The 12,842-nt window shown below is 51.8% G+C and carries 12 protein-coding genes; 6 read left to right on the top strand and 6 right to left on the bottom strand.

Annotated features, from left to right (window positions below):
- Window positions 1–106: 106 nt before the first annotated feature.
- A complete protein-coding gene (locus ACJJIK_RS12960; protein ID WP_444942982.1) occupies window positions 107–1,498 on the bottom strand; it encodes a nicotinate phosphoribosyltransferase in 1,392 nt (463 codons plus the stop codon).
- A gap of 224 nt (window positions 1,499–1,722) precedes the next feature.
- Window positions 1,723–2,838, bottom strand: a complete 1,116-nt coding sequence (locus ACJJIK_RS12955) for a bifunctional nicotinamide-nucleotide adenylyltransferase/Nudix hydroxylase (RefSeq protein ID WP_444928719.1) — start codon at window positions 2,836–2,838, stop codon at window positions 1,723–1,725.
- Window positions 2,839–3,007: 169 nt separating this feature from the next.
- Between ACJJIK_RS12955 and ACJJIK_RS12950 the strand changes: the two genes are divergently transcribed.
- Window positions 3,008–3,412, top strand: coding sequence for an FAD-binding oxidoreductase (locus ACJJIK_RS12950; RefSeq protein ID WP_444942981.1), 405 nt, complete (start codon window positions 3,008–3,010; stop codon window positions 3,410–3,412).
- A 58-nt stretch (window positions 3,413–3,470) separates the two neighbouring features.
- Window positions 3,471–3,938, top strand: a complete 468-nt coding sequence (locus ACJJIK_RS12945) for a hypothetical protein (protein ID WP_444942980.1) — start codon at window positions 3,471–3,473, stop codon at window positions 3,936–3,938.
- A 10-nt stretch (window positions 3,939–3,948) separates the two neighbouring features.
- Here the strand turns inward: ACJJIK_RS12945 and ACJJIK_RS12940 are convergent, their stop codons facing one another.
- Window positions 3,949–4,863, bottom strand: coding sequence for a LysR substrate-binding domain-containing protein (locus ACJJIK_RS12940; RefSeq protein ID WP_444942979.1), 915 nt, complete (start codon window positions 4,861–4,863; stop codon window positions 3,949–3,951).
- Between the two features lie 117 nt (window positions 4,864–4,980).
- Between ACJJIK_RS12940 and ACJJIK_RS12935 the strand changes: the two genes are divergently transcribed.
- Complete coding sequence (locus ACJJIK_RS12935) at window positions 4,981–5,703, top strand: SDR family oxidoreductase (protein WP_444928715.1); 723 nt, start codon at window positions 4,981–4,983, stop codon at window positions 5,701–5,703.
- A gap of 129 nt (window positions 5,704–5,832) precedes the next feature.
- The gene (locus ACJJIK_RS12930; RefSeq protein WP_444942978.1) at window positions 5,833–6,363 is read left to right on the top strand and encodes a hypothetical protein; all 531 of its coding nucleotides are present in this window, start codon (window positions 5,833–5,835) and stop codon (window positions 6,361–6,363) included.
- 39 nt (window positions 6,364–6,402) lie between these two features.
- Here the strand turns inward: ACJJIK_RS12930 and mmsB are convergent, their stop codons facing one another.
- Together mmsB and ACJJIK_RS12920 are read right to left on the bottom strand one after the other, a co-directional pair.
- Window positions 6,403–7,296, bottom strand: a complete 894-nt coding sequence (gene mmsB, locus ACJJIK_RS12925) for a 3-hydroxyisobutyrate dehydrogenase (RefSeq protein WP_444942977.1) — start codon at window positions 7,294–7,296, stop codon at window positions 6,403–6,405.
- Window positions 7,297–7,315: 19 nt separating this feature from the next.
- Window positions 7,316–8,827 (bottom strand): CoA-acylating methylmalonate-semialdehyde dehydrogenase, encoded by a 1,512-nt coding sequence (locus ACJJIK_RS12920; RefSeq protein WP_444942976.1) that lies wholly within the window; start codon window positions 8,825–8,827, stop codon window positions 7,316–7,318.
- A gap of 396 nt (window positions 8,828–9,223) precedes the next feature.
- On the opposite strand from ACJJIK_RS12920, the gene lepB reads away from it, so the two are divergent.
- Window positions 9,224–9,871: a signal peptidase I gene (lepB, locus tag ACJJIK_RS12915; protein WP_444942975.1), complete on the top strand. Its 648-nt coding sequence runs from the start codon at window positions 9,224–9,226 to the stop codon at window positions 9,869–9,871.
- 127 nt (window positions 9,872–9,998) lie between these two features.
- On the opposite strand, the gene ACJJIK_RS12910 is transcribed toward lepB, so the two are convergent.
- The gene (locus ACJJIK_RS12910) at window positions 9,999–10,601 is read right to left on the bottom strand and encodes a GNAT family N-acetyltransferase (protein WP_444942974.1); all 603 of its coding nucleotides are present in this window, start codon (window positions 10,599–10,601) and stop codon (window positions 9,999–10,001) included.
- Between the two features lie 450 nt (window positions 10,602–11,051).
- Between ACJJIK_RS12910 and ACJJIK_RS12905 the strand changes: the two genes are divergently transcribed.
- Window positions 11,052–12,521 carry a DEAD/DEAH box helicase gene (locus tag ACJJIK_RS12905; RefSeq protein ID WP_444928709.1) on the top strand — a complete coding sequence of 490 codons (1,470 nt, stop codon included), beginning with the start codon at window positions 11,052–11,054 and terminating at the stop codon, window positions 12,519–12,521.
- Window positions 12,522–12,842: the final 321 nt, after the last annotated feature.

Here is a 12,842-nt window from a genome sequence, read left to right as displayed (position 1 = left end):
GAAATGTTCTATAAATGGAAGCGAGCTTGCTACTGCAAGCTCGCCAAAAAAGCTGCCAGATAAAATATTTAGAAAATAATTTTATCTGGCAGCAGCCAATCCCCCCTTACTCCTCCACAATAACCGCTCGCGCCCGGATCGCTTCCAGATTCTGTTTGATCAGCAGTTGGCCGTTGCGATAGACGGTTTCCAGTAGGTTGGTGCGGTCGCCAATATCCTGTTCGCGAATCGTATAGGGGGTTCCGTCTTGGCGATATACCAGGGCCAAGCGTCCTTTTTTAGAGCGCTTGCCGCTATCGGTGGCGGGATCTTTGTACACATCCCGCCACAGGCCGTTTACTCTAACTGCGCTGGCCTTCATGGCGAATTTCATGGTATCCCGGTTAACCTTTTGTAACAGCTCGCCACCCATGCCGAAGCTAATATTTTCAGCGCTCTGTTTTCTTACCTTCATCGCGCTGAGAATAGCTTCAATCGTGTGTAGAGAAATCCCGTCACCCTGGATGACCCGAATAAAATCAGGAAGTACCCGGTAGCCCTTACTGTTAATACTCGCACCGAAGATTCGCATTAAGCGCTCGATGGTCTGAGTGACGATATCGACGGGATCGCCGCTGTCTGGGCGTATTACCAGGGTGCCGCCATTATTTTCTACCTTATCTTTTAATTCCCCACCCCAGATATCTTCAATGGCACTCCACAGGTCATAGCTGTCGCTTACTACGGCAACCAGGCGATTGTCACCGCCGAACTGCGCCAACATATTTTCATAGGCGTTGGCTTCCTGTTCGCGCCCCCAGCTGGTCATGGTGCTGTGCTCAGCGGCGGGTATTGAGAATCCAGCCATCGGGGCTGCGTAGTAGCGGCGGCCGGCGAGCACGGCGGCAATGGTGTCGGTACCCTGGAAATTGACCAAATGGGCGAGACCGCCAATCGCTGCGGTTTCCTCACTGCTGGCACCGCGTGCGCCAAAGTCATGTAATTTGAATGGCAGTGACTCGAGGTTTTCGGCCGTTTCCAGCAAATACCGCTGAATGACTTTCTTGGCTTCGCGGCTCTGGGTGGCAACAGTTGTGGGATACCACACCGCGCGCAGCAGGGCGGTTTCGATATAGCTGGTTAGCCAGAAGCACAGGGGGTCTGTATTGACGACCTGGGCCAAGACATTTTTTGTGGGGATAACACTGCCCTCGGCAACCGCTTGAATCTCAATGGGCAGGTAGCCCCGGTGCTCTTGCAGAATATATTCCCATCCCTCCCGGTTAAAGGGCAGGCCGTGGGCCAGGCAGAGCTCCTCCGCCTCGTCGATATGCTCCGCAGTGATTGGTGTGGTCAGGTACTGTTTGATAAATGCCTGTAGGCCAAAGAAAACGGCTTCTTTGAACTGGCCACCCCGACTTTCGATATAGCTGCTGACGTACTGGGTTCCCTCCGGGTACTGGAGGTAGTGGCTGGTCTTGTAGCTGTCGACATTCAGAATGGGATTGTAGTGAGTCATCGCGGAAATCCTCCGTGAGGGGTTGTCGGCACCGGTCTTTCCCGTGCCCAGTGCGGGTTTTATTTATGGTCTAAAGGTCACTAACTGATCTTATAGTGTCCTTTGGATACTAATATGTCAAGGGCTGCTGTACATTTTTTTGCTGATAGTTTTCGTTGATGGGTGAGTGCTAAAGCCAGCGTATTGGAGTTGCCAGAGGTGGCCAAGAGCCACCTCTGGCCTACTTAGGCACCGCCGAGCAGGGATTGAATGATGTAGTAGTGGTCTTCGAATAGCTGCTGGGGGTCCAGCTCGGCGAGAGGGACCCAGCGAGCATGGCGAGCGTCATCGGCCCCTTTAACCTTGGGCAACTGCTGACTGGGCGCTAGCTCTATGTAATAGGCGTGAGTGATAGTCCGCCCTCGCGCTGAGCGATAGGGCTCGTCAAACACATCCTGTCGGCGAATAGACCCTTTCAAGACCGGAGTGGGGACCTTCAGGCGTGTTTCCTCTCGCAGCTCCCGCAGGCAGGCATCGATCAGTCGCTCGCCGGGATCGATAAAACCGCCGGGCAGCGCCCATAAGCCGCGCCCGGGAAAAGCCCGTCGCTCTATAAGTAGGATATGGCCAGATTGGACCACTACAGCGTCGACTGTTACATGAGTGGGTGGGTAGGGGGCGGCGGCCCAAGAGGATCGGTAGCGTTGGATAAACGCCATCTCCTCACGCATTTCACCGTAGGCGGGGTTGTTGTCGATAAACGCCCTTAAGGCGCCAATAGTGCCCGCAGGTAATTGGTTTTCCCGGCTGAGTGTTTCCAGCAGGCTATCCGCCTTATCGGTAAAGAGCGCCTCTCGAAAAGGCGTTGCACTGATTTCATTGTGATTCTCTACCCCCAGGGAGTCCCACTGGGGGAAAAGATTGAGATAAAAACCGCTCTGGTCTTTGTGGTGCCCAATTAAGGCAATGGTGGGCGGTTTGTGCGGAATCGCATGGTGGGCCGTCACTATGCCGTTTACAGAGTTTTGTACATTGCGCACCCACAGCTCATCGTTGTAGGGCACATCCATTAACGGCAGACAGGTCAGGCGTTTGTTATCGCTCTCGGTTAAGCTCTCCCTGATAAATTGCTCCCGCTCTTGATGGGTCCAGGGATTGCGGGGGTTGCGGGGCTGGTTCGCAGAGCCAATCAGGATGATCAGGTGGTCGGCCTGAGCTAATCCGCACTGGACGACTTTCAGGTGTCCGCTGTGGAATGGCTGGAATCGACCGATAAAAACGGCAAAATCGTAGTGCTGGGTCATAGCAGCAAGCTCCTTGCTGGGCGTAAACCCCGGCCTCTCCAGGGCTTGTATCGCCATCTGCGGCAATTATGTGTCTATTGGACACTAATGGCAAGCGGGGTATATTCCGGGTGCTTCTAATCCCCTAGGGCGAGCTGTACCTAATCGCGGAGCTTGTCGGGGCGGCACAGAGTTACTGCAAGGCCTCTTTGGCCGGTAAATTTATCTCGAGCGATGGGTAAAAGTGATGTATCGCGGGTTATTCATTATTGTTTTATTGGCGGCGGAGGTCTCTGCGCGGGAAATAGCGCCGTTTAGCACTGACGGTTGCAGCGTATTTCCCAATGGAACGGTGGAACAGCGGGAATTGTGGCTCGATTGCTGTACTGCCCATGATTACGCCTACTGGAAAGGGGGCACGTACGGGGAGCGCAAGCGGGCGGATAAAGACTTGGCGTTATGTGTGGCGGCAACCGGGGAGGAGGAAATTGCCCGGATGATGCTGATGGGGGTCCGGGTTGGAGGTACTCCTTTTTTGCCCACCCCATTTCGCTGGGGCTACGGCTGGCCCTATTTGCGCGGCTATAAGGCACTGTCTGCGGCGGAACTGAAGGTGATCAGGCAATCCGAGGGAGCCCCAATAGCGGATTAGGCCCTGGGATAAACTAATCATTTAAATAATTAGTGCCAACTTTCATGGAGGAATCACCTTGTCGTTTTTTAGAGTTCTTCTCTGGCTGTGTATTTGCCTTAACCTACTAATTTTTGCCTATTTTTCCTTTCTCTCCCACTGGCAGATTGGTGTGTTGGAGGTCTCGCTGGGAATTTTACTGGCGAACTTCCCCCTCCCTTTTATGCTGAACTGGTGCGAGCGTATGTCAAAAGACTTGCAGGGTACCTGGATACATTTTATGCCCTATACCATTCCGCTTTTGGTGGGACTGGGGGGAACAGCAGCTTATATTTCTGGCAGTCTCAATGGTTTTAATGAATTTAGCCTTTATTTAATCGTACCCGTTGCACAGGGAACGGCTTTTTGGGTTTTGCTCGCGGTTATTTTTTGTATTTATCCATTTATCGATAATAGAGATAGCGCCGGAGTGCCTTCCCCGGTAGAGGAAAAAACTGAGGAAAATACTTTTCCAGCAGCCCGGCTTGAAGAGGATGAGATAGTCTAGGCTTGGCAGTTTATGCCGCAGGGCTTTCCGCTAAGGCTTGGGCATAGGCACTGCCAAACCCCTCTTTGAGCCACTGCATCAAATTGCGTACTCGTGAGAGCTGGTGGCGCAGCGGCGGGCACACCATGGATAGCTCGGTAGACTCAGACCAGCCCGGTAGGATTTCAGCCAGGCGCCCACTGGCGATGTCTGCCTGAACATAGATATCTGCCAGCCGGGTAACCCCGAGGCCGGCGAGTGCAGCGCGGTGCATTGCGCGGCCACTGATCAGCTTGATGCTGTTTTCCACCTGTACGATTTGCTGATTTTGCCCCCGGGTCAGCAGCCACTGATCCACACTGCCAGAAATCAGTGGCACAGATGCCAGGTCAGCGGGTTGCTCGATGGGGCCATACTCCTTGAGGAAATTTGGGCTGGCCACATAGCGGGTTTTGATGGTGTGAAGCTTGCGCACGACCAGTGAGGAATCCGGCAGGCTACCCATGCGAATGACCAAATCGTATTGGTCTTGAATGAGATCTACGCGCGTACTGGAGAAGTCCAGGTGAACCCTAACCCCGGGGTTGGCTTGCTGAAAGCGGATTACCAGTGGTGCAATCAAGTCCTCCCCAATAACACCGCCAACCGCATTGATACGGATAGTCCCCTCTTGCCCCCCCTTGGATTCGCAGGCCCATTCAGCGGCGGAATCCAGCTGTTGTAGAGCCTGTTTGCAGCGCAAATAGTAGCCCTCGCCAATCTCGGTTAGGCGCAGCTGTCTTGTGGTTCGGTAGAGGAGCTGTATATCCAGCGCTGTTTCCAGCTCGGTGACCAGCTGGCTCAAATTGGCCTTGGAGAAGCCGCTCTCTCTTGCCGCAGCGGTAAAACTCCCGGCATCGGCGACCAGGATAAAGGCGCGAATAGCGCGCCATGAAAGATTGTTCATAAAAACCAAACAATGTTTTCCGATTGGTTGGGCTAATCATGGTAGTTGGAATTCTTATACTGAGTCCACTCAAACAACACTATCTATTGGGATGCCTCGTTTAAGGAGAGAAACCCTATGTCCAAGCCACTCGTTGTTATTACCGGAGCCAGTTCAGGTATTGGTGCCGCTATTGCCCAGCATATGTCTGCTGCTGGGCACCCACTATTGCTGTTGGCGAGACGTGTGGAAAAACTGGAAGCTTTAGACCTGCCAAATACCCTGTGTAAAAAAGTAGATGTCACCGATGGCGCGGCTCTGCGCGAAGCAATTCGTGAAGCAGAGGCGCAATATGGCCCCGTTGACTGTCTGGTGAACAATGCTGGGCAAATGCTATTGGGGCGCATTGAAACCCAGAACCCCGAGGAATGGCGGCAGATGTTTGATGTGAATGTGCTGGCCCTGCTCAACGGTATGCAGGCGGTTTTGGAGGGGATGAAAGCGCGCCGTGGCGGGACTATTATCAATATCAGCTCTATCGCCGGTGTAAAAACCTTTCTCAATCATGCCGCGTACTGTGGTACCAAATATGCGGTCTCTGCCATTGGGGAAACCGTGCGCGAGGAGGTGGCGTCCAGCGGAGTGCGGGTTATGACGATATGCCCCGGCGCGGTAGAAACGGAATTACTCAGCCACACGACCTCCACAGAAATTATTGAAGCCTACCAGCAGTGGAAAGAATCCATTGGTGGGGCAATTAGTGCAGAGGATATCGCCCGCACCGCAATATTTATGTACTCGCAGCCCCAGCATGTGAATATTCGAGAAGTTCAAATTGCAGCGACAGGGCAGGAGCCGTAGTCCCAGTTTGGAATTGTTTGCACACGGATTATTTTTCCAAGCAATATTTCTTTTGCTAATATCTCCAATCGAAGCCGGCCAAGCAGGGCTGGCTTTCCCGAAACGATAGGAAAAGATATGGAGATATCAGTGCGAAGAGCGATTTTAGTGACCGGTCTGCTTTTATGCTCTTCCGCTTTTGCACAGCAAAATACGCAAGAGCAGGAAAGTGGGGTGGCGGAAGCGGCAAAATCGGTGATGTCTAGCATCGTCAGCTTTGGTAAAAACTTGGTGGATGGAGCCAGTGAGGGAGTCGTTGACGGACGCAAATCAGGCCAAAGTACCGACGGCGCTATTTTGATCAATACGCTGGAGGATCTCGATAAGTATTTACAGGCCGATGTTATCGCCGTGACTGCCGCCGAGGAGCATGGCTGTTATGTGGAAGTGGGTTTCAAAAACGAAAATGATTTCCCGGTAAGATTAATCGATCTGAATAGTTCCGAGTCGGTGATTGTTATTGATCACGATGGCTATGCCAGCAACCTGTTTAATGGCAAAGGAAACCCTATGGAAATCACGGTTCCCAGTAAGGCGGGGCGCAAACAAAAGTTCTACTTTGCCAAAGACTGGGATCAGGTTCGTGAGATTCGCATTCTCGGCAAGGTATTACAGCCGTAACTCGGAGCTAGCGCTGTACAGAAGTGGACAACTTGCACCTTAGTCCACCGTTTGAAATAACTTCTGGATAGAGGAGAAATCCAAATCGCTGCCTCCTCTCAAACTGAGAATCCCATACAGGTTGCGCGCCATTGAGCCCAAGGGCGTATAGCTCTTGCTGTGAGTGGCGGCTTCCTGGGCTAGGCCCAGATCCTTACACATCAGTTTTACCATAAAGCCACCGCTGTAGTTTTTACTCGCAGGGGCTTCGGGCATGACTCCGGGGTAGGGGTTATAATTTTGCAGGGACCAATTGGCCCCGGAGCTTTTTACCATAATCTCGGAGAGCACATTGGGATCGAGTCCGTTATCTACACCCATTTGTAGGGCTTCAGCGGTGCCGATCATCTGGATAGCCAGCAGCATATTGTTACAAATTTTGGCGGTTTGACCGGCACCTGCGGCGCCGGCATAAAAAATATTGCTACCCATTGGTTCGAGAACTTCCCGGGCCCTGTCTACATCACCGGCGTCGCCCCCACACATAAAACTTAGGGTTCCTTTGCTGGCCCCCGCCACGCCCCCGGATACCGGAGCTTCAATCGCGTGAATACCTTTGATCTGGGCCTCGTGAGTCAGCCGTTTGGCACTATTTGCCGCAATCGTGGAGCAGTCAATAACCAGGCTGTCACGGGCAATACTCTCAAGTAGCTTGTCGGTATCAATATACAGACACTCTACCGCTGCGCTATTGGGCAGCATACTCACCACAAAGTCTGCGCAATCGACAGATTCCCGGGGGGATAAACATTTTTCAACGCCACTCTCTACAGCGGCGTCCAGTAATTCGGTCACCGGGTCAAAGCCTTTAACGGTAAAGCCTGCGGTAACCAGGTTGCTGGCCATGGGGGCACCCATATGGCCCAACCCCAAAAATGCGACTGTTTTAGCCATGCTGCTCTCCCGATTAAAATTATTTGAGCTGTATGGTTAGATTGGTGTGCTCTGCATGCTCAATATCGCTATCAAACCAGCGGGCAGTCACGGTTTTGGTTTCGGTATAAAAGCGCACCGCTTGTTTGCCATAAGCGTGCTGATCGCCATAGAAAGAGGCTCGCCAGCCGGTAAAACTGAAAAAAGGCAGCGGTACTGGAATCGGGACATTAATGCCGACTTGCCCGACGAGTATTTCGTGCTGGAACTTGCGTGCGGCAGCGCCACTGGCAGTGAATATTGAGGTGCCATTACCATAGGGGCAGTTATTGATAAGGTGGATAGCTTCTTCCAGGGAGTCGACATTCACCAGGCACAGCACCGGGCCAAAAATCTCATCGGTGTAGATCGACATATCCGGGGTAACATCGGCAAATAAGGTGGGCCCCACCCAGTGGCCATGGGGAAATCCCTCAACGCTAATAGCCGAGCCATCTAAAACGCAGCGGGCCCCCTCTTTTTTGCCCCGGGCGATATAGCCCAATACCCTTTCACGAGCAGCCGCTGAAATTAGCGGGCCGAAGCCTGCTTGAGCATCTTTCCAGTGACCGGGCTTGATGGTGGACATGGTATTTTTAATATCATCCACCCATTGCTGGGTCTCTCCAACCAGTACGGCAACGGAAATAGCCATACAGCGCTGTCCCGCAGCCCCGATGGATGAGCCGACAATATTATTGATCGCCGCCGCCTTATTGGCATCGGGCATCACCACCATATGATTTTTGGCGCCGGCAAATGCTTGGACACGCTTTAAATTTTGGGTGCCGGTCTGGTAAATATGCCGGCCCACAGGGACCGATCCAACGAAGGAGATCGCCTGGATATCTGCCTGTTTGAGCAAAAAATCCACCTGTTCTCGCCCACCGTGTACAACCTGTAAAACGCCAGCTGGAGCCCCGGCCTCAATAAACAGCTCTGCTAACTTGCACGGCGTGATGGGGTCCTGTTCAGAGGGTTTCAGGATAAAGGTATTTCCACAGGCAATTGCCATTGGGAACATCCACAGTGGAATCATTGCGGGAAAATTAAACGGGGTGATTCCTAGACAAACGCCAATGGGTTGTAGATAGGAGTAACAATCGATGGTATTGGCGACATTCTCCACGGTCTCACCCATCATAAGCGAGGCGATATTGGCCGCATGCTCAACCACCTCGATACCGCGCCAGATATCCCCTTTGGCATCCTCAAATGTCTTGCCGGTCTCCTTACTGAGGATCTCGGCCAGCAATATTTGGTTTTCTTTTAGCAGCGCCTGGTACTTCAGCATGATGCGCGCGCGCGCGGTCACCGGCGTATCTCGCCACGGGTTGAAGGTTTCCCTGGCGGAGCTTATCGCCTGGCCTAATTCTTCTTGAGTCGTTAGTGGTGCCCGGGTAAGAACCTCGCCGGTTGCCGGGTCGGTGACGTTCAGCCATTCAGAGCAGCTGGATTGAACCCACTCTCCATCGATCAACAGTGGCAGTTTGGAGGGGATATTCTTATTCATATTGATTTATACGCCGAGAGGGCGGAAATTTTTATCAACAGTTTAGGCATAGATTCATTATTAAAGAGGAATATCGCGCTGCTTTTATACATCGCCCGATTTATAGCCCGCAGATAGATGGGCTAATCAAGATAAATATATTTGCTGATCAGTTTGTGAGCTTATTTTAGGGGCTGTTAAGTTTTAGGATAATAAATAGATGGTACATTTCTTTCGCTTTGGTGAAAAAGGCTTCGGCGATAGGCCTAGAGGATACTTAACTATAGGCAGAATTAATTGTAATTTTGAACTTAAGGGGCATGTTGCTGCCCAAGTTGCGTACTTGATAAGTGAAGGCAAGAGCGTTAGTGGCTGGCCACCGTATCAATGGCGTTTTCATGGAGTGGAGCATAATAAATGAGCAGATTTGATATTAGAAAAATCATAAGGAACAGCCGAGGATTTTTGGTATTTGTACTTTTAATGTGCTGCTTCAGGACGGTATGTGCGGATTGGTCTTTTGTGCCTAGCGAGTCAATGGAGCCCACAATCTACCCCGGTGATTTTCTCTGGATCGATAAAATGAGTTATGGTCCGACAGTTCCCCTATTAAATAAGCGGGTTGCGTTATGGGGGAGTCCAGATCGCGGCGATATTATTACTTTTATACCGCCTCATACAGATCAGCTCTATGTTAAACGGGTGATCGGATTGCCCGGAGACAATCTGCATATCGAGGGTGAGAATATTTATATCAATGGCGATTTGGTTGTGCGGCAGCTTACCGATTCAACAGATGCAGGGATTTTGGGCCAAGAATTTATTGACGACGCTGAGTACCGATTCAAATTGAGTAAAGATAGAAGTGTGCCCTATTTTGAGAAAAGTTTTGCTGTTCCTGAAGGTAAATACTTTGTGATGGGTGATCATCGCAATAATAGCTTGGATTCAAGATATTGGGGAATGGTAGATGAGTCTAGAGTTATGGGGAAAGTAACCTCTGTGGCGCTTTCATTCTCTGCTGAACGGGGCTTATTTGAACGGGTGGCCTTACCCATTGAGTAGTTGTCAGTAAAAGGGAATTAATCGGCAAGTTAAAGTCTTGAGATTTAAAGAAACAGGCCCTAAAAGGTGCCTGTTTCATGCGCTGAAATAAATTCTGCTTCTGGGGTAAAGATTTGGTGTTTAAAATTTATTCCAAGTTTATTCGGGGACTTTCCTCTTTGTGGGTAAAATCACTGGCTTTAAGATTTTTTTCTAGCTCAAGTGTGTAAGTGAGCAGGGTATAGTCCTTAACATCGGCCTTACAGGTAAAGCCCATCGCTTTTGCAAAGCTGTCGACTCGTTTATTCTGTGCCGATTCAATCGAATAGATTCTCTCAAGCCCCTGATCCTGCGCGCAGCTAATCAAACGCTGTAACATTAAGCGCCCCAGTCCCACCCCCTGCCAATCATCGCTCACTACAATGGCGCATTCACAAGCGCGTCCATCGTCATCTAGTGCATAGTGGGCGATAGCGATGGCCCGCTGGGCTTTATCGTCGTTGTACAGCGCGATAAAGGCTTCGTGAATATGATGGTCGTTGTCTGTAAGTAGCTCCAATAGTTTTTGACTGGCTTTACAGTTTCCGCCAATAAAGCGATCGCGGCGCGTCTCGGGAGATAATTGTTCAATTAATTCTTTCTCAAGCTGGCCATCACTGCCACAGATGGGGCGAATTGAGACTTTACGTCCATTGTTAAGGGTGATCAGCTCAACTTGGTGTTCTGCATCCACACTGTTGTTGGGTGACATAAGGTTTCCTTTCCTGCCTGTTTAAAATACTTTTGCTTACCAGTGACTGGGGTACCTCAAAGATAGACGTTTGCGCAGGGAAGGTAAAACTATGCAGTAGATCAGGGGGTGTTACTCCCGCAATCGAGCGCTAGCAGCTCATAAATGCAGGGGAGATTGATCGGTGAAACTACACAGTCAGCCTTTGTGTGGTATAGTAGCGCCGCTGATTTTTCTCAGCTGCGTCATTTGTAGACCGGTGATCCACCGGTAACCCCTCCGGAACTTGTCAAAAATTCTTCCTGGAAATTTCTACTGAATGCCGCGCGCCGGTAAAGAGTACCGGCGATCAGACGGCTGTACACGCTGGGGGCTATACAGGCTCCCGATGTCGACTCCGATTTCTCTCTTCACTCCCTTTGGGGAGTGAGTGTGTTTGCCTGCGCCTGCGGCGCAGTTCGAGGTTTGTTTATGTTGTTTGAAGATCTGGGCCTTGCCCAGGAGATTGCCCGTGCCGTTGCAGAGCAGGGATACACCGCGCCTACGCCAATCCAGGCACAGGCTATCCCGGCGGTTATGAAGGGCAGCGATATTATGGCGGCGGCCCAGACTGGCACCGGTAAGACTGCGGGCTTCACTTTGCCTCTGCTGCACCGTCTTAGCCAAGGGGAGCGCGCCAGGAAAGGACAGGTACGCGCATTGGTGCTGACACCAACTCGCGAGCTGGCCGCTCAGGTATTTGATAATGTACAGGGCTATAGCCAGTACCTGCCCATGCGCCACGCCGTTGTATTTGGTGGGGTGAAAATAAACCCGCAAATCTCCCGCCTGCGCGGTGGAGCCGATATTTTGGTGGCTACTCCCGGGCGCCTTTTGGACCTGCACAATCAAGGGGCAATCCGTTTCGATCGCCTGGAGGCTTTGGTGCTGGATGAAGCAGACCGTATGCTGGATATGGGTTTTATCCACGATATCAAGCGCGTGCTGAAGATCTTGCCGGCTAAGCGCCAGAACCTTCTGTTCTCTGCAACTTTCTCCCCGGATATTCGCCAGCTGGCTAAAGGCTTGGTAAAAGATCCGCTGGAGATCGATGTTAGTCCACGTAACTCCACCACCAAGACCGTGCGCCAAAAATTACACCCTGTGGATAAGGCTCGAAAAACAAAACTGTTGAGTCACTTAATCAGGGGAAATAACTGGCATCAAGCTCTGGTATTTAGCCGTACCAAGCACGGGGCCAACAGGCTGGTGAAGCAGCTCGAAGGGGATGGCATTCTGGCAGCGGCTATTCACGGCAACAAGAGTCAAAATGCCAGAACCCGGGCCCTGGCGGACTTTAAAGCGGGCAAGGTACAGATCCTCGTTGCGACCGATATCGCCGCCCGAGGTATCGATATTGATCAGTTGCCCCAGGTAGTGAATTTTGATCTGCCCAACGTACCTGAAGACTATGTCCACCGTATTGGTCGGACAGGGCGTGCGGGGGCTCAGGGCCAGGCGGTATCTCTTGTTAGCGCCGATGAGATTAAGCAGCTTCGCGATATTGAGCGATTGATTGGCAAGCCGATACCGCGCGAGGAAATCGAAGCCTTTGAACCGGATCACCAGCTACCCGCATCCGGTAATCCCAAGCGGGGCAGCCAGCCAAAGTCTGGAGCCAATAAGCGCTCGGGGGGGGATTCCCGCACCCAGGAGGGAAGGCGCGAGGTGCGAGGCAATAGCGATGAGCGTCGAGGTAATCGCGGCAGTGGGCGCGGCAAGTCAGAAGGGCGTGGAAGTGCTGGCCGCAATAGCAATGCACCCGCAGGTAAAGGCAATGCCGGGAAACGTACCGGTGGCAATAGTCGCGGGCGCAGCGCTGAGTCCGCCGGTAATGATGGACAGAAACCGCAAAGAGCGCCGAGACGCCGCCCCAGTAGAGGGCGTTCGGAGAGCGCTTAGTCTTTCTCAGAACTGATCGTAAAGAAGCGGCTTCGGCCGCTTTTTTTATTGACAGTACACCTGTTTCATTGGTGCATAAAGAAGCCTCAATATATTTGCGGGTCAATAACTTTCTTGTTATTCCCGCGCGTTTCCCATTCTCAAGTTGAGATCAGTGCGAGCGGGTTAAGTAGCCTCTGAATAACTCCGCAGTGCTTTAGGGCTATAGATGTTCGGCGCAACTGGCCGCAGGCCCTTGCAAGTGCAGGAATGCAACTCTAGGAATTGTTCAGGGCTCCTTAGTTCATGCTCGGCTGCAAGGCGAGCAAAACCAACAGCAAT

The sequence above is a fragment of the Microbulbifer regidiadema (SeqCode) genome, from assembly GCF_052466995.1.
This window is presented reverse-complemented; position numbering and strand designations above follow the sequence as displayed.

Bases quoted from the DNA above. Each gene is read 5' to 3' on its own strand.
- ACJJIK_RS12960 (WP_444942982.1), bottom strand. From the start codon at position 1,498: ATGACTCACTACAATCCCATTCTGAATGTCGACAGCTACAAGACCAGC.
- ACJJIK_RS12955 (WP_444928719.1), bottom strand. From the start codon at position 2,838: ATGGCGATACAAGCCCTGGAGAGGCCGGGGTTTACGCCCAGCAAGGAG.
- ACJJIK_RS12950 (WP_444942981.1), top strand. From the start codon at position 3,008: ATGTATCGCGGGTTATTCATTATTGTTTTATTGGCGGCGGAGGTCTCT.
- ACJJIK_RS12940 (WP_444942979.1), bottom strand. From the start codon at position 4,863: ATGAACAATCTTTCATGGCGCGCTATTCGCGCCTTTATCCTGGTCGCC.
- ACJJIK_RS12935 (WP_444928715.1), top strand. From the start codon at position 4,981: ATGTCCAAGCCACTCGTTGTTATTACCGGAGCCAGTTCAGGTATTGGT.
- mmsB (WP_444942977.1), bottom strand. From the start codon at position 7,296: ATGGCTAAAACAGTCGCATTTTTGGGGTTGGGCCATATGGGTGCCCCC.
- ACJJIK_RS12920 (WP_444942976.1), bottom strand. From the start codon at position 8,827: ATGAATAAGAATATCCCCTCCAAACTGCCACTGTTGATCGATGGAGAG.
- lepB (WP_444942975.1), top strand. From the start codon at position 9,224: ATGAGCAGATTTGATATTAGAAAAATCATAAGGAACAGCCGAGGATTT.
- ACJJIK_RS12910 (WP_444942974.1), bottom strand. From the start codon at position 10,601: ATGTCACCCAACAACAGTGTGGATGCAGAACACCAAGTTGAGCTGATC.
- ACJJIK_RS12905 (WP_444928709.1), top strand. From the start codon at position 11,052: ATGTTGTTTGAAGATCTGGGCCTTGCCCAGGAGATTGCCCGTGCCGTT.